Genomic DNA, 25,687 nt, shown 5'->3' on the forward strand with positions numbered 1-25,687 from the left:
AAATTTAAAAGATTGGTCGAATGATAAAGCATATCACAAAATTAATGTTGGGTTTATCCTTGATATTCTCTATCTACAGCTGTTCCAAAGACTCACCCGGAGATACGCCGGAACCCGAACCACCGGGGCCGGACCCAAATGGACTGGTTTATCCCGCTAAAGAAATGCGCGCCGTGTGGCTGACGACAGCTTGGGGATTAGATTGGCCGTTGGGTGATTATACCGTTGCTGGTCAGCGACAAAAGTATCTCGCTTACTTGGATAAATTTAAGGAAATGAATGTCAATACGATATTCTTTCAGGTAAGGGCAATGGGTGATGCCTATTATGCTTCAGATTACGAGCCTTGGGCAACCTCTATTACAGGTACAAGAGGAAAAGACCCCGGTTACGATATTCTAACGTTTCTAATTGAAGAAGCACATGCCCGGGACATTGAATTTCATGCTTGGATGAACCCTTATCGGATTGCCACACGAGCGAATAACGGTACAGCTTATCCACCTTTGCATAGTTCAATAAATGCAAGTTGGGTGGTGAGTCACGAAAAAATCCAGATATACAATCCCGCTAGGGAGGAGGTAAGAAAACGTATAGCGGATATTGTGAAGGAGCTGATCAGTAAATACGATGTAGATGGAGTGCATTTAGATGATTATTTTTATCCAGACCCGTCCTCCGCCGGTGTCATGGTTTCCGATCAAGCTGATTACGAAACTTACGGATCGGGTTTCAGCACGATCCAGGCGTGGCGCCGTGCAAATGTAGACAAGGCGATAGAAGGTATTCATAATGCCATTGTAGCCACAAAACCAGGGGTCGTGTTTTCCATATCTCCCGCGGCGGGCAAAGATTATAATTACAACACCCTTTATGCCGATGTTGCAAAATGGTGCCAACAAGGATGGTTGGATCTGTTGATACCACAACTTTATCAAGAGATAGGAAATAACTACAATGATTTCCAGACCAACTTAGGTATATGGACACAATTTGCTTATGACGTCCCTGTCGTTATCGGCCATGGGTTTTATAAATTTGGCGATTCTGCACAACCTGCGGCCTTCCAGTCAACAACCGAATTGGAAAAGCAGATAGACATGGCAAAAAAGAACAAAAAGATAGTGGGAAGCGCGATGTACAGTGCAAAATATGTATTAGATAATAAAATCGGTATTACCGATAAATTAAGCTCGCTGTACGAAAAACCTGGTGTGATGCCGTTTCTTGGTCGCTCGAACGATGCGGCACCCACTTCAGCAGCTAACGTACGTATAGAAGGAAATCGGTTAAAATGGAGTACGTCTGGGAATGTAAAGTCTGTTGTTTATTATTTTCCGGTAGTTGCTTCAGGTGCCGATAGAAAGGGGGAAGTGCTAGCCATTACCGAAGAGCATACAATAGCAGTCGATAAAAAGGGTGGTTATTCGGTTGCAACATTAGGTGTTGACCACCAAGAATCGAAACCGTCTGATCTAGTCGAAAAGAATTAAGAGAAGAATACCTATATTGGTAGGTATAAACGCACGACAATTTGAAAAAGTTCCTATTTTGTTTAATCAGCATATTGTGCCTTGTTGCCCTTGTTTACGGCCAACAACCCTTCAAGTTCGCACAGGTAACCGACACCCATGTGGGAGGATCAACTGGTGCCGAGGATTTAAGGCGCACCGTTCGGGACCTTAACCAGCAAAGTGATATTGATTTTGTTATCCTGTCGGGAGACGTAACCGAATTCGGTTCGGACGAAGAGCTCGCCTTGGCAAAGCAGATTTTGGATAGCCTGTCTTTACCCCTATACGTATTACCTGGCAACCACGACAGCAACTGGTCAGAAAGCGGTGCCAATTCATTTAGAAAAGTATTTGGCGATGAAACTTTTTTCTTTCGCCATAAAGGCTATCTGTTTATGGGGACAACATCGGGGCCTAATATGCGCATGAGCCCGGGGCAGATACCCCGGGAGAACTTGGTGTGGATGGACTCGGTATTCAGAGCAAATCCGGACAAAGAGACCCCATTGATCTTTATTAACCATTATCCGTTGGACTCATCTTTGAATAACTGGTACGAAGCGGTTGACCGTCTGAAACAAAGAAATGTGCAATTGGCCATGTGCGGACATGGGCATAACAACAGCGTGTACAATTGGGAAGGGATTCCCGGCGTCATGGGGCGCTCCAATTTGCGGGCAAAAGATTCCGTAGGCGGTTACAACATTATCTCCGTTGAAAATGGGGCGGCCACCTATACCGTGCGCAGGCCATTATGGAAAACCGAGGCAAGTTGGACGAACATACCACTAAAAAATCACCAATTTAATCAAGCTACCGCCGTCTATAAACGGCCTGATTTTTCCGTAAACGGTACGTATGCTAGCCAGGTACAAGAAGTCTGGCGATTTCAAGATGATGCAGATTTGGGAGCAGGTATGGCAAGTTATCGGAATTTGCTCATAACAGGTAATACCGCCGGACAAGTTTTTGCACTCGATGTAAACACAGGAAAGAAAGTGTGGACGTACCAAACAGGAGGCAAAGTTTATGCTACACCTGCAGTCTGGAAGAATACCGTAATTGTCGGTTCTTCAGATGGAACGATATATGGTCTGCATGCGGACACCGGTCAATTGCAATGGCAGATAAAAACAGACAAAGCGGTATTGGGCAGTGCGGTAATCGAGAAAGGGATAGCTTTTGTGGGTGGTTCTGACCGGATATTCCGAGCAATAGATGTAAAAAGAGGAAAAATCAAATGGACCTTCGATCGGCTTCAAGGATACGTCTCCGGGAAACCGACACTGTATAAGGATAAAGTGATATTTGGTGATTGGGGAAATGGATTTTATGCGCTGTCCAAGAAGACCGGCCAGTTACAATGGTCGTGGGACAATGGACATAAAAACCGCATGCTCTCAGCGGCTGCGTGCTATCCCGTAGCGACGAACAACCGTATTTTTATTGTTACCCCGGATCGCTATATGACCTGTCTGGATGCTGTAACAGGAGAAGTCATCTGGCGCGAAAAAAAAGATACCATTCGTGTTCGCGAGTCAATGGGGCTTTCGGACGATGGGTGTTATGTGTACGTGAAAACAATGGATGGCAATCTGCTTGGCATATCCACGACGGCGGATAGCATGGATATCGCTTGGCGATCAACATTACAGTTGCCATACGAGCTGGCCCCCTCTGCCATAGCGACCAACGGCAAGCAAGTATTTGTACCAAGCCATTCTGGTCTTCTCTCGGGCGTTGATGTCAAGAATGGAGAAGTTTTGTGGCAGTATAAACTTTCAAATGCTATGATAAATCCTATATTTGTTTTGAGGTCTAACCATGTAATTATCTCCACAATGGATGGTGTAATGATGAAGCTTTACCTCGACAAAGAATAAAACGCAGGTGAGGGGGATATTTTTTTAAAGTATCCGTGCGTGTTTGTGCGTGTTTTAGTTTAGAATTTGCACCTTTGTAGTGAAGAAGATTAATGATTAAAATGGTAAGAGTTACGGAAAAGGAGTCGAACTATCAAGACTTAGATAAAATGTCGGTCAACGAGTTATTGACCAGCATGAATAAAGAAGACAAAACAGTGCCATTGGCCGTAGAACAAGCAATTCCACAATTGGAGGCACTGGTGAAAATCACGGTCGAGAAAATGAAAAAGGGGGGAAGGTTGTTTTATATCGGAGCAGGAACCAGTGGCCGTCTAGGAATTTTGGACGCTTCGGAATGCCCGCCGACTTTTGGCGTTCCGTTTGACTGGGTAATCGGATTGATAGCTGGCGGAGACACTGCTATCCGTAAAGCTGTGGAGTTTGCGGAAGATGATATGGAACAGGCTTGGAAAGATATGGAAGAATATGATGTCGATGAAAATGATGTCATTATTGGCATCGCAGCCTCTGGGACGACACCTTATGTCATTGGTGGGTTGAGGCGCGCAAACGCCGAAGGGTTGGTGACGGGTTGTGTTGTTTGTAACAGCAGCTCGCCTATTGCGGAGGAAGCGCAATATCCGGTAGAAGTGATCGTAGGTCCTGAATTTGTTACTGGATCCACACGGTTGAAATCAGGCACCGCACAAAAACTGGTGCTCAATATGTTGAGTACTTCCGTCATGATTCAACTCGGACGGGTAAAAGGGAACAAAATGGTCGATATGCAATTGTCTAATATTAAATTGGTGGCCCGGGGAGTACGGATGGTCATGGAAGAGACAGGTCTGGACCAAGAGGCTGCTTCGGCATTGTTGGAGCGGTACGGCAATGTGCGCAAAGCGATTGAAAGTTACCAATCTTTAAAATCTTAAAAACCACCCATGTCGCCAATCACACTCTTGATATTTTTGTTTGTGTACTTCGGTATATTGCTGGGCGTATCTTATTTTACATCCCGCAAAACTTCCGATAATGCTACGTTCTTCGTGGCGAACAAAAACTCTAAATGGTATATGGTCGCTTTTGGGATGATAGGGACCGCCTTATCAGGCGTGACATTTATCTCCGTGCCAGGAGCCGTGGGTATTTCAAACTTTAGTTATTTTCAGTTTGTGTTGGGGAATGCACTAGGTTTTTTGGTAATTGCCTATGTGTTATTACCGCTTTACTATCGGATGAATCTTACTTCTATTTATACTTATTTGGAGGACAGATTAGGACATAAAAGCTACAAGACGGGAGCAATGATCTTTTTGATATCCCGAACTATCGGTTCAGCCTTCCGATTATATCTGGTAGCCATCATTCTACAAAAATTTATTTTTGATGCGTGGAACGTACCGTTTGGGGTAACTGTAGCAGGCTGTCTGATACTGATATGGTTATACACGAACAAAGGCGGGCTTAAAACCATAATTATCACCGATATGCTCCAAACATTCTGTTTGTTATTGGCGGTAATTCTTTCTATTTATTTTATGGCCGACGGCCTAGGGATTTCTTTGCTGGAAGCTTTCGAGCGGGTAAAAGTGAGTTCTTATTCCCAGATTGTGGTGTGGGAAGATTTATTGGGAGACCGAAATCATTTTTGGAAGCACATCATTGGTGGTGCATTTGTAACAATTGCCATGACGGGGCTTGACCAAGATCTTATGCAGAAGAACTTAAGCATGAAGACGATTGGTGAAGCGCAGAAAAATATGCTTACGTTTACGGGAATATTTGTTGTGATCAATTTATTTTTCCTGGCCGTCGGTGCGTTGCTTTATATTTATGTGGCAGAAAAAGGGATTGATATTAGCATGTTCCGCACACCCGATTACCTCTATCCGGAGATAGCGCTAAACCATCTGTCTTTAGCAGCAGGGGTCATTTTTATGATGGGACTAACTGCTGCAACCTTCGCAACGACCGATTCTGCGCTGACGGCATTGACAACATCATATTGCGTGGATTTTCTAGGATTTAATAAAACTACAGATCCGAACGCAAAAGCACTAGTGCGTAAACGGAACATCGTGCACCTGGCGTTTAGTATCGTGATGTTACTGGTAATCTTAATATTCCGTTTATTAAACGATGATTCCGTAGTCACAGCTATTTTTACAGCGGCAAGTTATACGTATGGTCCCCTGTTAGGTTTATTTGCCTTTGGTATCCTCACCCGAAATAAGGTAAAGGATAGCTTGGTGCCTTACTTCTGTATCCTATCGCCGATTTTATGGTATTTGTTAAATACGTACTACGTTATTCCGCATACGAGCTACCGTATAGGCTTTGAATTGATTGTTTATAACGGATTGACGATATTCCTCATGTTGTGGGCTACTTCGCCTGGTAAAGTGAAATAAATTTTAATTTTGATTCCAAATCAACTATCTTTGAGCCATTCAAACAACTTCGCTCAGGGAAATTAGCTCAGCTGGTTTAGAGCACTACCTCGACAAGGTAGGGGTCACTGGTTCGAACCCAGTATTTCCCACAAAAAAGAGAGACTTTAAAGTCTCTCTTTTTTGTTTTTCACTTTTTGTTTTTTACTTTATACCTTTAGACCTATATGTATCATTTAATAGAAGAAACCGTAACCACCATTCGTCGAAAAATAGGGGATTTCTCCCCAGAGTTTGGTATTATTTTAGGGACAGGCCTCGGTAAGTTGGTCGAAGAAATAGACGTACAATTCCAGATGATGTATTCCAATATCCCTAATTTCCCTATTTCGACCGTCGAATTTCATAGCGGAAAGTTGATTTTTGGCATGCTGAATGGACGTCGGATAGTCGCCATGCAAGGGCGGTTTCATTATTACGAAGGGTATGACATGCAGACGATAACATTTCCTGTGCGGGTTATGAAAGCTTTAGGTATCCAAAAGCTATTTGTATCTAATGCATCGGGATCACTTAGTTCGGATATTCTGAAAGGCGACATCGGTGTTATAGAAGACCATATCAATTTACTTCCTGACAACCCACTTCGTGGGCTTAATGATGATGATTTAGGGCCTCGTTTTCCGGATATGAGTGAACCATATAACAAGGACATGATACAGCAAGCATTGGAGATTGCAGACCGTTTAAAGTACAGAGCGCATAAAGTTATCTACGTATCAACCCCCGGTCCTAATTTGGAAACAAAAGCCGAGTACCGCTATATGCGTATTATCGGGGGCGATATTGTGGGCATGAGTACTGTGCCGGAAGTTATTGTAGCAAATCACATGAGCTTACCAGTTTTTGCTATTTCGGTTGTGACGGACGAAGGATTTCATGCCGAACTACAACCTGTTTCCTTCGCAGAAATAGTACGCGTGGCAGCCGAAGCAGAGCCAAAAATGACAATGATTCTAAAAGAATTGATAGCATTGCAATAAATGCAGCCGTATAGGCATAAATAATTACACAGATGAAACCTGCATGAATTGCCCATTCAAAAAAGGATATCAATAATTCATGCAAGCTTCATTGCCAAAAAAATAAATTATTCCAATGAAAATTTTAGCTTATTTTTGCGATTAAACTTAGAACAAACTGGTATTGATGGACAGGTACTTGAAGCAGGTTTTCGTTTTAATTTCTTTTATCCTCCTAGCGACGACGTATGTTTCCGCACAGGTGGAGGAGGAGTTTAGCAGTGCGTTGGATTCGGCTCGTGCCAAGGAGGACAATAAGAAGGACTCTGTTGTGTTTACGGCAAAATATGTACGCTATGCTACGCTCGATATGCTAAAGCAGAGTACGCGTACTGTACAGATTGATACCACGCACGTTAATTTTCAGTATTATAACAAACAGAACGTTCCATGGAATCCTACGATTAATCTGGGGTCTTATGGTTTGGCTTCCCGCGACCTGTTGTTCAACCCGAACAAAACGATAGGTTTCCAGCCGGGGTTCCATGCATTGGAAAGATATTTGATAAAATCTGATTCTATTCAATATTTTCGTGCACGAGCACGCTATTCTGAATTGTATGCTGTAGGTTTCTTTTTCAACGATCAGGTTTTTCGCGCCCGAATAGCACAAAACATTAATCCGCAATGGAACGTCGGTGCGGAATATTACGCCACCAATACGGATGGTTACTATGTGAATCAAGATTATAATGACCGGAAGGCGTCGGTGTTTACTTGGTATGAGTCGAAAAGTCTGCGTTACAACTTGTTGATGAATGCCACATTCAATAACTTAAGCTCGCCAGAAAATGGATCGGTTGTAGACCGGAATGTGTACATGCAGGATGTGTTTAAAGATACTTCCAGTATGTCCAACATGGGCTATCCGGTGAGGCTGAGTGGACGGCAGGCGAATCGTCCTCATCATAAATGGAAAGACAACGGTGTCTTTCTGCGGCAATCTTACTATTTAGGCAGATTAGACACCCTAAACCGGGGAACTCCGGAGATGGAGGTGCGTCCTACGAATACTGTTGCACATAACTCATCTTTTCGCCAAAGGAGATTCACGTTCTTCAAAAATGAAGAAGACTTGGAAGGAGCATTCCCTTATGGGGACTTCGCGCGAGTAGAAGACACCACAACGATTACGAATATAACCAACGAATTTACCTACAGCTTTTATTTGCGGGGAAAGGGTGTGTTTAAAAATGAAGCGAAGCTCGATCTAGGTTTTCAAAACGACCTAATCTGGTATAAAGATAGTTTGACAAGCGAATTCTTTCAAAACAGTATGCTAAAGGGTGCCTTGAGCTATCAGTTTAGTGATCGGATCCAGTTACAGGCTAATGTGAACCAAATCGCTGTCGGACGTAATGCAGGGGACTTTCTTTATGAAGCTAATGCAGATATTTTGTTGAGCGAAAATGTGGGTAGGGTGCGTATCGGAGCCTATTCACAAAATAAATCGCCCGAAATGGTGTTTAACTTAATGAACTATACCTATCATCAATGGGACCATAGCTGGGACAAAACCACGACACAAAACCTATCCTTTGCCTATATGAACAACAAGCTCGGTTTTCACGGCAAGGCAGAATATTTTCTAATGGATAAGTACCTCTACTTTCGGGAAGTTGATAATCCGGATAATGATGAGCTGTTCCTGAGACAAATAACACCCGGGCAATCGGGCAATATGAACCTGTTGAAAGTCTCCGTCGGTCAGAAGTTTCGTTTGGGCCGCTTTCATTTTGACAATCTTGCCGTGTATCAGAAAACAGATGCACAAGATATACTGGCAATCCCTGAATTATACACCTGGCATAGTTTCTATTACGCAAACAAGCTGTATAACGTAATGGACTTTCGGTTAGGGACGGATGTACGGTTTAACACCCCTTTCCGCTCGCCATCATACGCTATTAATGTGGGGCAATTCTACAATGATAACGTAGGGATAGAATATTCTACCTACCCCATCGTCGATTTTTGGTTTACCGGCAATATCGACCGCGTAAACTTGTTCATCTCCTATAACTTTGCTAACCAGTTTGTCTATCCTAAGGGGTATTACACGGTACGTCGTTACCCGATGCAGGATGCGAATTTACGATTTGGAGTATCCTGGAAGTTTTATGATTGATCGTTAGCTCTTTTCTCCTTCTAAGTATCCTTTGCTCCCGAACCATCCTCGGGGGATTCCCACATGACGATATTATGATAACGCGTTAGGGGTAAGTATATATTTATCACCGTCGTAGCCATTTTTTTCATCCGTAATTATATTTTTTAAAAAATTTTTGTTTTCTAAAAAAAAGCGATATGTTTGTTTTGTATTAACATAGTGCGTTAAGTTGTGTGTACTCTTAATGCCTTGTGTGTATATGAATTATAAACTTTCGGTATTTTTAATTAAATAGCTTAAACATATTTGTATCCTGGATAGTGCGTAAACCTATTTAAACTATAAAATTGTTGTTATGAACAAAAAGTATTTAACCAAACTGCTGTTTGGATTTCTCCTGCTGATATACTGTCTTTCTGTTTTTAGTGCAAAAGCGCAAATCCGCACCGTTACGGGGAAGGCTTTGGACGCCGATATGTTAACTCCTTTGCAGGGTGTAACCATTAAAGTTGCGGGCGGTGGCCAGGCAGCGAGTACGAATAATTTGGGAGAATATTCGATAGAAGCAAAGACGGGCGATTTGTTACGGTTTAATTTCTTGGGTTACGACCCTGTTGAAATTGTTGTTGGAAAAGAAAGTGCTTACGATGTAAAGTTAATTAGATCTACCGAGAGTCTGGATTCTGTAGTTGTTGTGGGCTATGGTACACAGCGAAAAAGAGACATAACAGGCTCGGTAACTAGTTTATCTCCACAAGACCTACAACCGGGACCTGCGGCTAGTTTCGATCAAATGATGCAGGGAAAAGTAGCCGGAGCGCAAATTACCCAGACGACAGGGGCTCCGGGAGGGAATGTAAATATCGTTATTCGGGGGATTAATTCGATTACGGGTGGTAACCAGCCTTTATATGTAATTGACGGTTATGCCATTGGTGCCGGTGGAAGTGGGTCGGATGTGTCTAGTTTTAATGGAAATTCCTATTCATCAGAAGGAATGGCCAATAACACCGCCTCTAAAATTAATCCGTTGAGTAGTATCAATCCTTCTGATATTGCGTCCATTGAAATTTTAAAGGATGCGTCTGCGACTGCTATTTACGGATCGAGAGGAGCCAACGGTGTGATTATCGTTACCACGAAAAAGGGAAAAAGAGGAAGCCCTACCGTTCATTTAGAAGCGGCGGGAGGTTTTCAAAACGTGGCCAATAAGTTGAAAATGATGAATGCGCAGGAGTTTGCAGAATTTCATGCGGAGGGACGAGACAACGCGTGGGTTTATGCGGGAGGGAATGCGTCAGATCCGAATGATGTAAGAACGGGGGGGACGCGGGTACGCCCGGAGTTTCGTAATCCCGAATCATTAACGACGAATATAGATTGGCAGGATCAGATTTTTAGAACGGCCCCACTGCAGAATTATCAACTTTCGACGACGGGCGGAGGTGAGTCGGTAGATTATATGGTTTCTTTAGGCTATTATAATCAACAAGGGATAATCAAAAAGTCCGATTTCAATAAATATAATATGCGTTCCAATATAGATATTAGGTTATCTAATCGGTTGTCTCTTGGTGTATCCTTGGCGGGTTCCTATACGCATGGGAATTTTGCACGTGCCGAAGGGCATTTGGGGACAAGAGGGTTAATTGCTGCTGCTCTGGCAAATTCGCCTGCGATGCCTATTTACCAAGCCGATGGTTCCTATAGTTCAGAATTATTGGATCCATTAGGTGTACCGGTCGAGAATCCCTATTTAATCCTTGATGAATTCAGTGATAAGCGGAATTCCGCGAATATTTTTACCAATAATTATCTTCAGTATAATCTTTTAGACGGATTGTCGATAAAAACGTCCATAGGGGTGAATTATGTGACTGGGTCGACCCGCCTCTGGAAATCATCGCAGATTGGTGAGTGGGGTGCTAAAACGAGCCCGGCAACTGCAGGTGCCCACAACAGTGCTTTATTAAATTGGTTAAATGAAAATACGGTGAACTATACGACGAACTTTGGAGAGGATCATAAAATAGATGCCGTTGTAGGGTTTACAGCGCAGAAAGAAAGCTTAAATATGCTACAGGCTGGGGCGATGGATTTTCCGACGGATTTGATTCCTTATTTAGCCGGTGGAAATGTGAATGCTGGAACGAATTATATCACAGAATGGGCGATGTTGTCGTGGCTAGCCCGGGTTAACTACAGTTTTATGGGGAAATGGTTATTAACGGGTACTGTACGCCGGGATGGAAGTTCGAGATTCGGGATTAACAATCGTTGGGGTACCTTCCCTTCCGCGTCTTTAGGATACAGGTTATCAGATGAAGAGTTTATGAAATCGTTGTCGTTTATAGATGATCTGAAGCTGCGGGCGAGTTACGGCGCGTCGGGTAATAATTTAATAGGAAATTATGCCCATATCGGGCTGTTAGGTATTGTTCCTTATGTCGGTAATGGGCAACCATTGCTTGGTGTGACACCGCAAACCCTCGCCAATGAAAACCTAACGTGGGAGCGATCTTTACAGACCAACTTTGGGCTCGACCTGGCGCTATTTAATCATCGTATAGTCTTAACAGTGGATGCGTACCGCAATATGAAAAAGGATTTGTTGTTAAATACGTTACTGCCCGCAGCTACTGGGTTTGGTTCCGTGACGCAAAATATCGGTGAGCTTGAAAATAAAGGTTTGGAGATTGCATTAAATACACGGAACATAGCGAGCGGATCTTTTCAGTGGAATACCGATTTTAATGTAAGTTTCAATAGAAATAAGGTTCTGGCCTTAAATACTTCATCTGCTAGGATATTAAGTTCGGCCTACCAAGCTACACAGGTAGGTCAGCCCATTTCAAGTTTCTTTTTGTTGGAAGCGACAGGCGTATTCAAAGACTGGGATGAAGTGCATGCTAGCCCTTTGCAGCATCCGAACACGCAACCGGGCGATCTTAAATTTAATGATGCTAACGGTGATGGACGGACTACAGACGATGATAAAACCTTCGTTGGCACGCCGTGGCCAAAATATACTTTTGGATTCAATAATCAGTTTACCTATAAAAGCCTTTCTTTGGGTGTGAGCTTAACGGGATCGTATGGTCAGAAAATGTATTTTCAAGGCGCAGAGATTATTATGAATTCAGCAGGTGTTCAAAATCAACTGGCGTTGGTCAATGATCGCTGGAGGTCGGAAGAAAATCCTGGTAATGGATTTGTGCCGAGAGCGATACGGAATGATTATGCTAGAGGGATTGGTATTAATTCCAGATATCTGTTCGAAGCCTCATTTGTCCGTATCCGGAATGTCAATTTAGCATATAAGTTGCCGTCCAATATATTCCGTTCCAAATTGCCCGCGATCGATATGTTTGCTGATGTCTCAAATGTGTATACATTTACGGATTACCCCGGTTATGATCCTGAAGGTAGTTCGACGGGAGATAATATTGCTGCGAGTGGTATAGATTATTTTTCATATCCATTACCTCGAACCTTTACATTAGGCATTAGAATGAATATCCGTTAACCCAATAATCTTACTGAAATGAAAAAATATATTGTTTGTGTTGCATTGTCTCTGCTTTTTTTGAGCTCCTGCAACAATTTTCTAGCGCTTTCACCCGAACATCAAATCAATGAAAATAATTTCTATAAAACGGAAGCTGATTTCGAAAATGCGCTGGTCGGCGTATATGCATCTTTTAGGGAGATATATACGCATGAGATTTTCTATCTTGCCGAATTGACTTCGGATAATGCTGAGGTATCTATATCTTCCTCTTCCGTTGCCGAAATGGAGTTTGACGAGATGAATATAACACCGTCCAATACGATTGTTCAAGGGTTTTGGACAAAGGTTTTATTTACGATCGCGCGAGCAAACATCCTACTTGTACGGCTAGAGCAGTCTGACTTAAGTATGGAAAGCAAAGCAAGAATTGCGAGCGAAACAAAATTTATCCGTGCATACAGTTATTTTTTGATGGTCCAAATTTTTGGACGATCTCCTATCACACACGGAGAATTTCGGAGTCCAGAAGATATAGCCAATGCCGACTTGACCTTGAAGTCTCTGGAAGACGTATATACTGAGATCATCAAAGATTTGAAAGAGGCCGAAGAATTAGCAGTTGATGATTCCCAAGAAGATAAAGGAAGGGTTTCTTTGGGCGCCATACAAGGATTGTTAGGCAAAGTCTATTTAACACGTCACCAGTATACGGAGGCAATACATACGTTGGGGAGTTTAATTGAAAGAAACGTATATAGTTTAGAACCGGATTACAAAACTCTTTTTAGTCCTGGAAATGGTAATACAAGGGAGTCCCTCTTCGAATTAAAATTTATCTCTGGTTTTAACCAAGGGAACGAGTACTCGGTATTATTCACCCCAGCTTCAACAGGATTATTAGCTAATAATCAACAGGGCTCCGGACGAATTACGCCGTCTCTAGATCTTATGGATGCCTACGAAGAAGGCGATGCTAGGAAGCAGGCTTCCGTAGGTGATACGATCCGACCTAATGGAGTGAAAGAATATAGCCGGCACGGGTTGAAGTTTGTGGATCTAAATGCAGAAAACCCGAGGGATGGTTCCGTTAATTTTACCGTTTTACGCTATGCCGATGTCCTCCTCATGTATGCTGAAGCATTGAATGAAGATGATGATGTAAATGGAGCACAGGCTTATCTCAATATGGTCCGTTCCCGCGCAGATTTGGAAGAGCTGGAAATCAGTACTAAAGAAGATATGCGTGAATCCATAGCGAAGGAAAGAAGACTGGAATTGGCGTATGAGGCGCATCGTTGGTTCGATTTGTTGCGGACGGGAAAAACCCAGGAAACCATGAATGCATTTTTTGTGGGCAAGGGCTTAAATTTTACCGTGCAAAACCATGAATTGATATTTCCTATTCCACGTAGAGAGATCGATATCAACCCAGAATTAGGGCAAAATGAAGGCTACTAACTTGTATAACACGTTAACCTATGAGATTATAAATAAGTTTATTACACCAAATATAGCTAAATGATGAAGAAAATAATATCATTAATAAGTTGCAAACTGATGCTTTGTGGTCTGTTGTGCAACAGTTTGGCGTATGCCCAGCAAACGTCAGGTTCAATTCCAATTTCCGGAAAAGTCGTCAATCAACAAAATGAAGTATTGGCAGGAGTAAGTGTTTCTGTGAAAGATCAGAATACCGCTACGAAAACTGATGCAGCAGGCTTATTTTCCCTGTCCGTAGATAGCGAGGAGGCTGTTTTAGTATTTTCTTCATTGGGGTATGATAGACTCGAAATAAAGGTAGGGGAGCAACGTTTTTTTAATATTATCCTAGCGACCAAATCTACCGCACTGGATGATGTGGTGGTCATCGGTTACGGAGAAACTACCCGGCGAGATGTGACGGGATCAGTCGGCTCTGTTAATATGAAAGACCTCGCTCAGGCACCTGTTAAATCCTTTGATGAAGCCTTGGCCGGTCGGGTGGCAGGTGTAACCGTAACGGCTAGTGACGGACAACCTGGATCAAATACCAACATCGTCATACGTGGCTCAGGTTCTATCACGCAAAACACCGCACCGCTTTACGTGGTTGATGGATTCCCTTTAGAAGATGCCAATAGTAACAGTATCAACCCAGGAGATATTGAATCTATTGAAATACTCAAAGATGCGTCAGCAACCGCAATATATGGAGCGCGAGGTGCAAACGGTGTGATTATGATCACGACGAAAAAAGGGGTAGCTGGAAAACCGGTGGTAAATTATAATGCATACGGTGGTTTCGCCGAAAACCCGAAACCTCTTAAATTGATGGGGGCTTATGAATTCGTAAAGTATCAGTATGAACTCGAGCCTCAGTTTACGACTGATTATTATTTGGCAGGGCGTACATTGGAAAGTTATCGGGACGAACCTAGTATAGATTTGCAGGATCAGATCTATAAACAAGCATTTGTGCACAACCATGAATTGTCTGTGCGGGGCGGTAGTGGAGGTACGACCTATTCACTTTCGGGAAATTTGTTAAAAAACAATGGATTGGTCACCAATTCGGGATTTGATAGAAAACAGCTTCGATTTCAGTTTGACCAACAATTGGGTAAAAAACTTAAGATCGGAACGATCGCAAATTATAGCGCAAATAAAACCTACGGTATCATCGTCGGAGAACCTTCGATGCGCATTACATATAGTGGTTTAAGCTTGCTTGCTTCGGTGTGGGGATTTCGGCCGGTAAAAGGCCTGAATGAATCGCTTCTGGAAGATCTGTTTGATCCGACGGCTCCCGAAAATGACTTCCGTGTAAACCCCATTTTATCTACCCAAAATGAGCTTCGGGAAACTTTTGTAAATACCTTGACTTTAAATGGATATGGTGAATATTCGTTTCATCCGAATCTCGTTTTCAGATCTTCGGCTGCTTACACCAATGTGATGGTTCGGCAAGATATGTTTTTCAATTCTTTAACAGCAAACGGAAACATAAGACGTAACGAAGGTGTAAACGGTTCTATTGCTTTTCGCCCGAGAACGACTTGGGTGAATGAAAATATTCTTACCTATAAAAAGTCCTTCAAACAAGGACATACACTCAATGCTGTCGGTGGTTTTTCTTTGCAGCAATACGATAGTGGAGACTACGGTTTCCAGGGTTTGAATGTGTTAAATGAATCACTCGGGATAGACGGTTTGGATGAAGCGGGAACGAATGTTGGATTTTCATCATCTTCCAGATGGGCTTTGATGTCTTTTTTAGGGAGATTCAACTATGGATATAAAAATAAATATAGATTAACCTCTTCCTTTAGGTACGACGGCTCCTCGAAATTTGCACCGGGTAAGCGTTGGGCCTTTTTCCCGTCAGCAGCATTTGCCTGGACCGTGTCAGAAGAAGATTTTTTAAAAGACGTTTCTTTCTTGCATAATGCCAAAATAAGAACGAGTTATGGGGCTACTGGGAATAACCGGGTGTCAGATTTTCCGTACATCACCCAGTTAAGTGTTCCCAGATTTGGAGGATATTCCTTTAATAATGCCGAACCTACGCGCGGCGCACTGCTTTTGCAATATGGTAATCCTGATTTAGTTTGGGAAACCACCGTACAAGGTAACATTGGTCTAGACCTTTCCTTTTGGCATGGAAAAGTTGAATTTATAGCGGATATTTACAGAAGAAATACAAAAGATTTACTATTGGACGCTAGTCTTCCGTATGCCACGGGTCTAACGAGCAGCGCTACCAATCTAGCTACTGCCTATAAAAATATCGGAGAATTGCGTAATCAAGGTTTGGAGCTGACGCTAAATACAACCAATATCGATAACGGCAGATTGAAATGGAGTACGAATTTCAACATCAGCTTTAACCAAAATAAAATTATTGCGCTTAATGAAAATCAAACAGCTTTACTAACCCCTGTGGCATTCGACACGCATTTTAGAAATGTGTTTCCGTATATCTCTGTTGTAGGAGGCCCTTTGGCACAGATGTACGGATTGGTATGGGATGGCGTCTACCAATATCATGACTTTGATCAAGTACTGGGAAACTACGTATTAAAGGATCATATCACGACGAATGGCCAACCACGTGAGAATATCCAACCGGGGGATATCAAGTATAGAGATATAAATGGCGATTTGGTCGTCAACGAGATGGACTTTACCGTCATCGGAAGAGGATTGCCTATTCACGTGGGAGGCTTTACCAACCGTTTTGATTATAAGGATTTCGACTTGAATATATTTTTCCAATGGTCTTATGGAAACGACATCTTGAATGCGAATAGGCTGATTTTCGAGGGGAATGCACACCGATATCGCTCGTTAAATCAGTATGCGAGCTACGAAAATCGCTGGACACCTGAAAACCCAAGCAATGAACTGTTTAGGACTGGCGGACAGCGCGACACTTATTATTCAAGTCGCACGGTAGAAGATGGTTCATTCTTGCGTCTTAAAACAATCTCCCTGGGATATACCTTTCAAGATCATGTGTTAAGTCGTTTGAAGATAAACTCACTTAGATTGTATGCCTCTGCGCAAAACCTGCATACCTGGACAAGCTATTCAGGCTCAAACCCAGAGGTATCTGTGCGACACTCGGCATTGACTCCCGGGTTTGATTTCTCGGCCTACCCTTTGGCCCGGACGATAACTTTTGGTTTGACCACAACTTTTTAACGTAAATGATGATGAGATTCACTTATATTTTAATTGCACTGTTGATAGGAACATCTTCGTGCAACGATTTTCTTGATACAAAACCCACTGATTTTGTGACGCCGTCTTATAAGACGGTCAACGATTTCGAACTGGCGCTTGCAGGCGTGTACGACATCCTCGGAAACCGGACGTTTTACGGCGATGTGTGGCCATATTGGCTCAATGTAAGTACGGATATCGAATACACCAATACCGGGTCTGCCAATGCTACTGTATATATATACGGGCCGGCCGAAGCAAACGTGACTGATTTTTGGAAAGCCTTGTATACAGGTGTATATCGTGCCAATCTTATCTTGGATGTGGTAGATGGTACGGATTTGGACGATGGCTCTAAAAACAGAATAAAGGGGCAGGCCTTGTTTCTGCGGGCATATTACTATTTCATGTTAGTGAGCAATTACGGTGATATTCCTTTGTACCTGAGCGCCAAACCTTCCATCAATGAAATGGATGTGCCGAGAACGCCCATGAAGGAAGTTTATAACTTGGTTGTGACGGATATGCTGGAGGCCGAGCAATTGGTGGATGAAGTGGAGGGAGGTACTACCGAGAAGACTGTAAATTTTGGCGGAAGGATATCGCGATCCGCTGTACAAGGTGTGTTGGCGAGGGTATATCTCAAGATGGCGGGGTATCCGTTGATGGATCAGTCTAAGTATGCTGATGCTCTAAGATGGGCACTAGCAGTAAAAAATTCAGGATTACATAGCCTGAATCCCGATTATACCGATGTGTTTATTAAATATGCAAAGGATGAATACGATATACGCGAGAGTATTTGGGAAGTTGAATTTTATGGAAATACGCAGGGTGCCATGCAAGAGTATACCTACTATATAGGGGCGAGAGGGGGAATACGGACGCAGGATGCCGAGCTTGGCCGTAGTGGAGGTTTGATCAACGGTAGCGGTAAATTGTTTGATCTGTATGAGCTTGATCCTAATAGCACAGCCGTACCGCTGAAGGATTCATATGATTTAAGACGTGACTGGAACTTGGCTCCTTACACCTATGTGGGTACGCCGGGCGTAAAAACACCCAATAATGATCGATGGAGAAGGAACATGGGCAAATGGCGACGTGAATATGAGGTCGTGTCACCTAAAGATATTTCTACCTCACCTCAGAATTTTCCGATTTTACGTTACGCAGACATCTTGCTCATGGCTGCTGAAGCAGAAAATGAATTGAACGGACCGGTTAATGCGTATCCCTATATCAACGAGGTGAGAAGACGCGCATACGGGCTTCTACTGCCTCAGCCGCCTAACCCAAATGTAAATGCCGACTTATCTGGGCTATCAAAAGATGAGTTTAGACAGGCTATAAGAGATGAGCGAGCCAGGGAGTTTTGTTTCGAAGCATCGCGCCGCACAGATTTGATCAGGTGGGGAAATTTTGTAGGAGATATGAAAGCATACATCACATGGGCATTGGCCAATGGGGGGGTAGAGGGACATGTGCTCGGTTCGCGAAATGTCTCCGACAGAAACGTGTTGCTGCCTATTCCTACGTATGATATGTCTTTAAATAAAGCGTTGACACAAAACCCAGGGTATTAATTTTTTAAGACTTAATTATGAAGTATATACATCACATCCTGTCCATGGTTCTTTTTATTGGCTTGGTATCCTGTGAAAAGAATCTGCAAGTAGACCAGCCCGATTTTGAGGTGAGGTTGAGCAAGACCACCTATAAGGTAGGAGACACTATTCGGTTTGAATTTTTCGGAGCTCGCGATAACATCACTTTCTATTCCGGCTTGCCCGGTGCCGACTATAGGTTCAGAGAACGTACGCAGGTGGAAGGCGGCATTCCTAAAGCCAAGGTCATCACGCAGTATGGAGGGGGAGGGAATCAATTAGAATCACTTCGATTAATGGTGAGTAATGATTTGGAGCAACTTGCGGCGGAAGGAATTGCGCAGGCAACCTGGACAGACGTCACTTCGCAGGTTGATATCGCAACAAATCCGACAGTTGTCGAATCGGATTACTTGGATTTGTCGCCATGGGTCGATACCGCAAAGCCTTTTTTTATAGCCTTCAAATTTGTAGGGGAAAAAGATCCCGTTACTGTACCGGGAAATTGGATTGTCCGCGAATTGCAGGCTGTTACGGAGCTTCCTGATGGTTCGGAAATTCCAGTGGCCGACCGCGCAAATGCCGGTTGGAGCATTATTGATGTGCTGAACCCCGCTTCTGTATGGACCATACGGGCTACCGATGTGGTGATTATCGGTGGTGGTCGCAATACGGATCCTAGTGAAGATTGGTTGATTACGAAGCCGCTCTATTTTACAAAGGTGCCGCCGGACACAGGTATTCCTATTCAAAATATAGGTTCCAATCTTCTTTCGGATTATTCGTATACATACACGGCTCCGGGAACCTATCACGTTGCTTTTTTGGCTTCTAATGCAAGTGCCGACGACTACAAATCGGTGGTGCGGGAATTTGAAATTACCATAGAGCCTGAATGATGAAGCATGTGCATGTAAAATACGGGTCTAATATAATGTTCCTATGGGTGTTGATAATTTTTATCGGCAATGCTTATGCACAAAACAAGCACTATATCCTATTTAAATCGGGTGACAAGATTGCGTTTATCGGAAACAGCATTACCCATAACGGTGATTTTCATCATTATATTCTGCTGTATTATGCAACCCGTTTTCCAGACAAGAAAGTCACTTTTTACAATTTGGGGGTCAAAGGTGACAACGCCAATAGTTTCCTGCGCAGGATGGATGCGGATATCATCCCGCATAAAGCAGACTGGTCTATCATCATGGCGGGGATGAACGATGTCAACCGGAGTTTGTACGCACCGGAGAAACAAACTGAGCCCGATATTCAACGACGGAAGGAGAGAGCGTTGAAAGATTTTGAATTGTATTACGATTCATTTTTGACACGTTTAAAACGGACGAAAACGAATATAATCTTACAGAAACCGAGCATCTATGATCAAACCGGAGATTTGACTGCTGTTAACTTGGTGGGCGTAAATGATGCATTGGAAAGATGCGGTAAAATCATCGATAAGTTGGCAAAGAAACACAAGGTCATGGTAATTGATTACTGGACGATGATGAATGCAATCAACGCCAAGCTACAGCAAGAAGATATTAAATCTACCCTTGTCGGCCAAGATAGGGTCCATCCAGGATCCGTAGGGCATTTTGTGATGGCCTACACCTTTCTTAAGACTATAAATGCATCTAGTTACGTGTCATCACTTACGATTGATGAGGACGGTGTAGTTGATGTTAAATATGGTTCGGTCAGTAATTTAAACTGGCAGGGAGAAGAGCTGACATTTGATTATCTGGAAGAAAGGCTGCCTTTTCCCGTACCTCCCGAAGTAGAAAATGCATTGACCCTGGTCCCTTTTACAGCCGATTTTAATACACAATTACTACAGGTAAAAGATTTAAAGGAGGGTGTGTATGCGCTTACGATCGATGATATCCTTATCGGCAATTTTACACAGGAGGAATTGGTGAAAGGTATAAATTTGGCAGAGAGAAAAAATACACCTCCGTATCAACAAGCATTAAAAGTCTTTAAGGAAGCGGTAGCTTATCGTAATGTACAGCGGCAGTTGAGAGAAATTAAATTTGTAGAATTTAGTTATCTTCCCAAAGAGCTATGGGGTGGAGATCTTGAGCCGATTAAAACATTTATTTCGGAATACCTTTCTTTTTTACAGGTGTCAAAAGATGCCCGCTACGAAACATTCCATAGCCTGTTTGAGACATATTTGAAAAACAAACCCCACCAGACGGATTTGGAAAAGCAGGCGAAAGCATTACCGGAGACAATATATCAGTTTAATCAGCCGCAATCGCACCGCTTTCGGTTGGTAAAGGCTGACTTAAATATGCCGGATCGTAATGAAGCTCCTTTTGGGGTAAACTTAGCGGGCGCTGAATTTGCGCACCAGAAAACACCGGGCGTTTACAATCGTGATTATACCTATCCCACCATTGCCGAACTGGATTACTTCAAATCAAAAGGATTAACCCTTTTCCGCCTGCCATTTTTATGGGAGCGGCTACAGCATGAGTTAGACGGCCCTTTGGATGAAGCGGAATTAGCCAGAATGACTGCTTTTGTCGATGCCGCGCGGGAAAGAAACCTCTGGGTTATCTTGGATATGCATAATTATGGACGTCGATTTGTAAATGGTACTCGGGAAATTATCGGTTCAGCCAAACTGCCCATCAAACACTTCGCAGATGTCTGGGAAAAACTTGCCGAACAATTTCGCACGAAAGAAAATATCTGGGCATACGGATTGATGAACGAACCCCATGGCATGTTAGATTCGGTACCTTGGTTTAATATAGCGCAACAGGCTATTTTTAAGATCCGGGAAATGGATACGAATACGCCGATTATGGTCGGAGGCGATAGTTGGAGTTCGACATACCGTTGGCAACAAGCCAGTGGCAAACTGAAAGATTTGGTAGATCCATCCACTAACCTGATTTTTGAAGGGCATCTCTATTTTGATAAAGACGCTTCCGGAACATATAAAGGCACCTATGACGAGGAAGGAACAACGCCAGAAACAGGTATTGTTCGGGCACGCCCGTTTGTAGAATGGTTAAAAGAAAATAATTTAAAAGGTTTTGTCGGGGAATACGGGGTTCCCGATGATGATCCTCGTTGGTTGGTGACGCTTGATAATATGCTGAACTACCTCAAAGATAATGGCGTGAATGGAACATACTGGGCTGCGGGACCTTGGTGGAACACGTACAAATTAGCGATAGAGCCAAGAGATGGGATAGATCGTCCGCAGCTAAAAGTACTCTTAAAATACTTGAAAGTCAATGAGAAGTGATTTAGTAATTAGGGTGCGCGATAACGCCAAACTGGTATTTATCTCCGCTATAAAAAGAATGTTCTATTTCAATGATGTTTCCGTCCTCTGCTATGACAGCTCCATCCAGGATAAAAATAGGGAGAGGTTTGTCGTTCTCAAAGTAATTATCCGGCGTGTTGGTGTCAAATATCGTTGTCTTAAGCGTTTGCTCTATCGTTTTTATTTTGATATGATAGGTTTGCTCGTATGTTTTGAAAAAAGAAATTTCGGGCGAGACACGCTCGATTTTGGGACATTGTTTAAGGGATATATAGCGTGTTTCGTCTTTCAGGATATCGTCATCAGCATAACGAAGGATGCGAATCTTCAAAACCGGACCTTCGAGCGTCAGTTGTTTATGTTGAATCATGGTAGAAATACCCTCTTGTAATATCGTTTTTTCAATGACAATATTTTTAGGCGCGAACCCTTCTTGTGATAAACTTTCATTGAACCCCCTCCGCGTTGATTCGACCGAACCCAATGTGCGAACAATTTTGTGGTCACCGGTGCGATTAAGTACAAATGTGCCTTTGCCTTTAATTCGGCGTACCCAACCAAGTGTCTCTAAGTTTAGGAGGCTCTTCCGTGCCGTTGTGTTGCTGACTTTGAAGGTTTTGATTAGCTCATTTTCCGAAGGAACCTTATCGCCGGGCGCTAAATCGCCTTCTTTGATGCGTTTGATGATTTCTTCGCTGATGAGAATAAATTTGGGATCCATATATAATATAAAACGATTCTGCTACAAATATAAAATAATTAGTTTGTGTAACAAATGTGTTCACTATGTTTGATGATCTGCAACTTAATGCGTTAACAAGATGAAGAATAAAATAGCATGGTTAGTGTTGGTCCTGGTCTTTATTGCGACAGGATTAAATTTTTTGGATAGGCAAGTCTTGTCCATGACAATAATTAAAATCCAGGAGGAATTCCACATTACAGATGTACAATATGGTTGGATAAATACGAGTTTTCTGGTCAGTTATGCGTTAATGTTTACCATAGGGGGACGTATTATCGATACTGTCGGTGGAAAAATTGGTCTGGGACTGGCGGTATTGATCTGGTCTATCGCTTGTTTTCTGCACGGAGTTATGCAGAACTTCTACCAGTTAATTGCTTTCCGGTTTCTCTTAGGCTTCGGAGAAGGTGGGTGTTTCCCCGGAGCGGCGAAGGTCGTTTATGAATGGTTCGACGAAAAGAAAAGAGGAATGGCCAACGGTATTGCCATTGGTGGGTCAGCAATCGGTGCCGTTTTGGCGCCACCTTTAACCATCTATGTAGCCTCTAGCTTTGGTTGGAGAGCAAGCTTTATTATTCCGGCTATCGTTGGGATGATTTGGGTGGTTGGCTGGTTTCTGATTCCCTGGAAAAGATATATCGGTACGCAAAGAGAAAAGATCGTATCTCCAAGTGTTTCTTTTGCAAGCATTTTGAAAAACAAATATTTATGGGTTTTTGTCAGTATACGATTCTTGCTTGATCCGGTTTTGTATTTCTTAATGTTTTGGGTGCCTAAGTACCTAAGCGAATATCGAGGGATGTCGTTTGAACGCATCGGCGATTTGTTCTGGATTCCCTTTTTGGCGCTCGGAATTTCGAACATCTTTGGCGGTTGGATATCTGACAAATTAATACAGCGAGGTATTTCCATCAATAAAGCAAGGAAATGGGTTATGGGAATAGCGGCGGGATTGACACTCTGTGCACCTTTTATCGCGTTCGTCGGGTCTTATCAGCTTGCCATAGCCTTACTAACGTTGTTACTATTTGCACATGGATTTTGGATTACGAACTATATTACCGCTATTTCCGATATTTTCGGAAGTAAAGCGACATCGACCGTCGTAGGGCTGTCCGGCACTGCGGGTGCGTTGTCTAGTTTGTTGATAAACCCGTTTATCGGAGAAATCGTGACACGCTATTCGTATACACCGTTATGGGTCACGGCAGGGTTAATGTATCCCCTAGGTTTTCTCCTTTTTTTGGTGTTTATCCCCCGGATTAAAGCATTGTTTTAAAGGCGAAATAAAATAGTTGGATTTTTTTTGTGAAATAATCATTTAATGATTATGTTTGAAGTGAAATAACTTAGTGCGTTAAGTATAAACTATAATTATGGAAATAAAATTGGATTCAAATACGGCCTTCTATAAACCACTATCAAAGAAAGTAGGCAAGGCGCGTATCGGAGTTTTTGGTGTAGGATATGTTAAATATTGGGCACAATTTGATGGACTGCTTGCTGATATGCAGGAGAAACAAGCCGTGTTTATGAGCATGGTGGAGCAATTTGATGTCGAAGTCGTCGACTTCGGTATGGTAGATGATGCGCAATCGGCGTATGATCTTGTCCCCAGGCTCTTGGGTGCCGATCTGGATCTTATTTTTTGCGATATGCTTACTTATGCTACTTCGAGTACCTTCGGAGCAATAGTAAAGAACATCCAAGTACCATTAATCTTGGTAGCACTACAACCTGATAAGGCACTTAATTACGAACAGGCGTCTACCTATAAGCAGCTTTTTAACGATGATATTTGTTCCTTGCCTGAATTTACAGGAGTTGCCGTGCGGTTGGGGCGTCCGGTACCCGATGTTATTATCGGGACGTTATATGATGATGCAGAAGCCGTGGATGAGATTGGTAAATACTGTCGCATTGCTAATGTATTGCACAGCTTGAAGAATGCCAGGATCGGACATATTGGACACCCTATAGAAGCGATGTTGGACATGCACACCGACTCGACTATGCTGACCGCCCATTTCGGCTTGCACGTGGTGCAATGTGAATCGCATGAGATTATTCAGCAATATCAGGAGGTCGATGTGATCGATCTGGAAAGAGAAAAGGAATTTATACTGGATTTCTTTGATACCCCCGATCCGGTTTCCGATCCGATATCGGATAAGCTTAAACCTGCCGATCTGGAAGTAGCAGCAAGAGTGTCGTTAGCGTTGAAAGCTTTTGTAGCGACGAAGAAACTAGATGGCCTGGCTTATTATTATGAAGGTGCTGCACAAAGTATGGAGCAACTCGTCATGTCAAACTTGATTGTTGGAAATTCTCTTCTTACTGCAGCGGGGTTTCCAATGTGTGGAGAATCTGATCTTAAAACCTGCGTAGCGATGATGGTAATGGATCGACTGGGTATCGGCGGTAGTTTTGCAGAATTTCATCCAGTAGATTTCAACGAAAATTTTGTGTTGGTTGGTCATGATGGACCACACAATGTTACTATTGCAGAGGGTAAGCCGATATTAAGAAGCCTAAAAAAATATCATGGTAAACCGGGGTTTGGGGCAGGCGTAGAATTTAAAATTAAAGAAGGGCCGATTACCATGTTAAGCATCAGCTCTACATTTGATGGGCGGTTCAAATTCATCGTCGCGGAAGGTGAATCTGTTGCAGGACCTATACCGCCGACCGGCAATACCAATACACGTGGATTCTTTGGAGAAGATATACGTCAATTTTTGAAAAATTGGGTTGCTGAAGGGCCTACACATCATTTTGCATTGGGTATAGGGCATCATGCAGAAACCATCCTAAAGATCGGAAGATACCTTAATATAGAAACTGTTTTTGTAAAATAAAAA

Annotated in this window: 15 protein-coding genes and 1 tRNA gene; 15 read left to right on the forward strand and 1 reads right to left on the reverse strand. The window is 42.8% G+C overall.

The features are described from left to right. Nucleotides 1-20 precede the first annotated feature (20 nt). The 13 genes from C5745_RS17475 to C5745_RS17535 all read left to right on the forward strand — a co-directional run bounded on the left by C5745_RS17475 (nucleotide 21) and on the right by C5745_RS17535 (nucleotide 22,060). Nucleotides 21-1,493 carry a glycoside hydrolase family 10 protein gene (locus tag C5745_RS17475; RefSeq protein ID WP_243403385.1) on the forward strand — a complete coding sequence of 491 codons (1,473 nt, stop codon included), beginning with the start codon at nucleotides 21-23 and terminating at the stop codon, nucleotides 1,491-1,493. A 41-nt stretch (nucleotides 1,494-1,534) separates the two neighbouring features. Beyond that, on the forward strand, nucleotides 1,535-3,397 hold the full coding sequence (locus C5745_RS17480; protein WP_105718303.1) for an outer membrane protein assembly factor BamB family protein: 1,863 nt from the start codon (nucleotides 1,535-1,537) through the stop codon (nucleotides 3,395-3,397). Nucleotides 3,398-3,498: 101 nt separating this feature from the next. After that, a complete protein-coding gene (gene murQ / locus C5745_RS17485; protein WP_165793131.1) occupies nucleotides 3,499-4,314 on the forward strand; it encodes an N-acetylmuramic acid 6-phosphate etherase in 816 nt (271 codons plus the stop codon). Between the two features lie 9 nt (nucleotides 4,315-4,323). Continuing rightward, nucleotides 4,324-5,793: a sodium:solute symporter gene (locus C5745_RS17490; RefSeq protein ID WP_105718305.1), complete on the forward strand. Its 1,470-nt coding sequence runs from the start codon at nucleotides 4,324-4,326 to the stop codon at nucleotides 5,791-5,793. Between the two features lie 56 nt (nucleotides 5,794-5,849). Then, nucleotides 5,850-5,924 (forward strand) — tRNA-Val (locus C5745_RS17495). Between the two features lie 75 nt (nucleotides 5,925-5,999). After that, a complete protein-coding gene (locus tag C5745_RS17500) occupies nucleotides 6,000-6,815 on the forward strand; it encodes a purine-nucleoside phosphorylase (RefSeq protein WP_105718306.1) in 816 nt (271 codons plus the stop codon). Between the two features lie 166 nt (nucleotides 6,816-6,981). Beyond that, a complete protein-coding gene (locus C5745_RS17505; RefSeq protein WP_105718307.1) occupies nucleotides 6,982-8,982 on the forward strand; it encodes a putative porin in 2,001 nt (666 codons plus the stop codon). A gap of 337 nt (nucleotides 8,983-9,319) precedes the next feature. Beyond that, entirely contained in the window at nucleotides 9,320-12,490 is a 3,171-nt protein-coding gene (locus C5745_RS17510) for a SusC/RagA family TonB-linked outer membrane protein (protein ID WP_105718308.1), read from the forward strand. A gap of 18 nt (nucleotides 12,491-12,508) precedes the next feature. Continuing rightward, nucleotides 12,509-13,933 carry a RagB/SusD family nutrient uptake outer membrane protein gene (locus C5745_RS17515; protein ID WP_105718309.1) on the forward strand — a complete coding sequence of 475 codons (1,425 nt, stop codon included), beginning with the start codon at nucleotides 12,509-12,511 and terminating at the stop codon, nucleotides 13,931-13,933. Between the two features lie 60 nt (nucleotides 13,934-13,993). Beyond that, on the forward strand, nucleotides 13,994-17,158 hold the full coding sequence (locus tag C5745_RS17520; RefSeq protein ID WP_105718310.1) for a SusC/RagA family TonB-linked outer membrane protein: 3,165 nt from the start codon (nucleotides 13,994-13,996) through the stop codon (nucleotides 17,156-17,158). Nucleotides 17,159-17,163: 5 nt separating this feature from the next. Next, the gene (locus C5745_RS17525) at nucleotides 17,164-18,765 is read left to right on the forward strand and encodes a RagB/SusD family nutrient uptake outer membrane protein (protein WP_105718311.1); all 1,602 of its coding nucleotides are present in this window, start codon (nucleotides 17,164-17,166) and stop codon (nucleotides 18,763-18,765) included. A 17-nt stretch (nucleotides 18,766-18,782) separates the two neighbouring features. Then, nucleotides 18,783-19,685: a DUF5017 domain-containing protein gene (locus C5745_RS17530; protein ID WP_105718312.1), complete on the forward strand. Its 903-nt coding sequence runs from the start codon at nucleotides 18,783-18,785 to the stop codon at nucleotides 19,683-19,685. Beyond that, entirely contained in the window at nucleotides 19,682-22,060 is a 2,379-nt protein-coding gene (locus C5745_RS17535) for a cellulase family glycosylhydrolase (RefSeq protein ID WP_105718313.1), read from the forward strand. Before C5745_RS17530 ends, C5745_RS17535 begins: the two co-directional genes overlap by 4 nt. Before the next feature lies 1 nt (nucleotide 22,061). On the opposite strand, the gene C5745_RS17540 is transcribed toward C5745_RS17535, so the two are convergent. Next, nucleotides 22,062-22,802, reverse strand: coding sequence for a GntR family transcriptional regulator (locus tag C5745_RS17540; RefSeq protein ID WP_105718314.1), 741 nt, complete (start codon nucleotides 22,800-22,802; stop codon nucleotides 22,062-22,064). A gap of 100 nt (nucleotides 22,803-22,902) precedes the next feature. Between C5745_RS17540 and C5745_RS17545 the strand changes: the two genes are divergently transcribed. Together C5745_RS17545 and C5745_RS17550 are read left to right on the forward strand one after the other, a co-directional pair. After that, the gene (locus C5745_RS17545; RefSeq protein WP_105718315.1) at nucleotides 22,903-24,105 is read left to right on the forward strand and encodes an MFS transporter; all 1,203 of its coding nucleotides are present in this window, start codon (nucleotides 22,903-22,905) and stop codon (nucleotides 24,103-24,105) included. Between the two features lie 97 nt (nucleotides 24,106-24,202). Next, nucleotides 24,203-25,684 (forward strand): L-fucose/L-arabinose isomerase family protein, encoded by a 1,482-nt coding sequence (locus C5745_RS17550; protein WP_105718316.1) that lies wholly within the window; start codon nucleotides 24,203-24,205, stop codon nucleotides 25,682-25,684. Nucleotides 25,685-25,687: the final 3 nt, after the last annotated feature.

The organism is Sphingobacterium haloxyli, assembly GCF_002980525.1.
Classification (GTDB): Bacteria; Bacteroidota; Bacteroidia; order Sphingobacteriales; family Sphingobacteriaceae; genus Sphingobacterium; species Sphingobacterium haloxyli.

Coding starts and splice junctions, on each gene's coding strand:
- C5745_RS17475 (WP_243403385.1), top strand. CDS start 21: ATGATAAAGCATATCACAAAATTAATGTTGGGTTTATCCTTGATATTC.
- murQ (WP_165793131.1), top strand. CDS start 3,499: ATGGTAAGAGTTACGGAAAAGGAGTCGAACTATCAAGACTTAGATAAA.
- C5745_RS17490 (WP_105718305.1), top strand. CDS start 4,324: ATGTCGCCAATCACACTCTTGATATTTTTGTTTGTGTACTTCGGTATA.
- C5745_RS17500 (WP_105718306.1), top strand. CDS start 6,000: ATGTATCATTTAATAGAAGAAACCGTAACCACCATTCGTCGAAAAATA.
- C5745_RS17505 (WP_105718307.1), top strand. CDS start 6,982: ATGGACAGGTACTTGAAGCAGGTTTTCGTTTTAATTTCTTTTATCCTC.
- C5745_RS17510 (WP_105718308.1), top strand. CDS start 9,320: ATGAACAAAAAGTATTTAACCAAACTGCTGTTTGGATTTCTCCTGCTG.
- C5745_RS17515 (WP_105718309.1), top strand. CDS start 12,509: ATGAAAAAATATATTGTTTGTGTTGCATTGTCTCTGCTTTTTTTGAGC.
- C5745_RS17520 (WP_105718310.1), top strand. CDS start 13,994: ATGATGAAGAAAATAATATCATTAATAAGTTGCAAACTGATGCTTTGT.
- C5745_RS17525 (WP_105718311.1), top strand. CDS start 17,164: ATGATGATGAGATTCACTTATATTTTAATTGCACTGTTGATAGGAACA.
- C5745_RS17530 (WP_105718312.1), top strand. CDS start 18,783: ATGAAGTATATACATCACATCCTGTCCATGGTTCTTTTTATTGGCTTG.
- C5745_RS17535 (WP_105718313.1), top strand. CDS start 19,682: ATGATGAAGCATGTGCATGTAAAATACGGGTCTAATATAATGTTCCTA.
- C5745_RS17540 (WP_105718314.1), bottom strand. CDS start 22,802: ATGGATCCCAAATTTATTCTCATCAGCGAAGAAATCATCAAACGCATC.
- C5745_RS17545 (WP_105718315.1), top strand. CDS start 22,903: ATGAAGAATAAAATAGCATGGTTAGTGTTGGTCCTGGTCTTTATTGCG.
- C5745_RS17550 (WP_105718316.1), top strand. CDS start 24,203: ATGGAAATAAAATTGGATTCAAATACGGCCTTCTATAAACCACTATCA.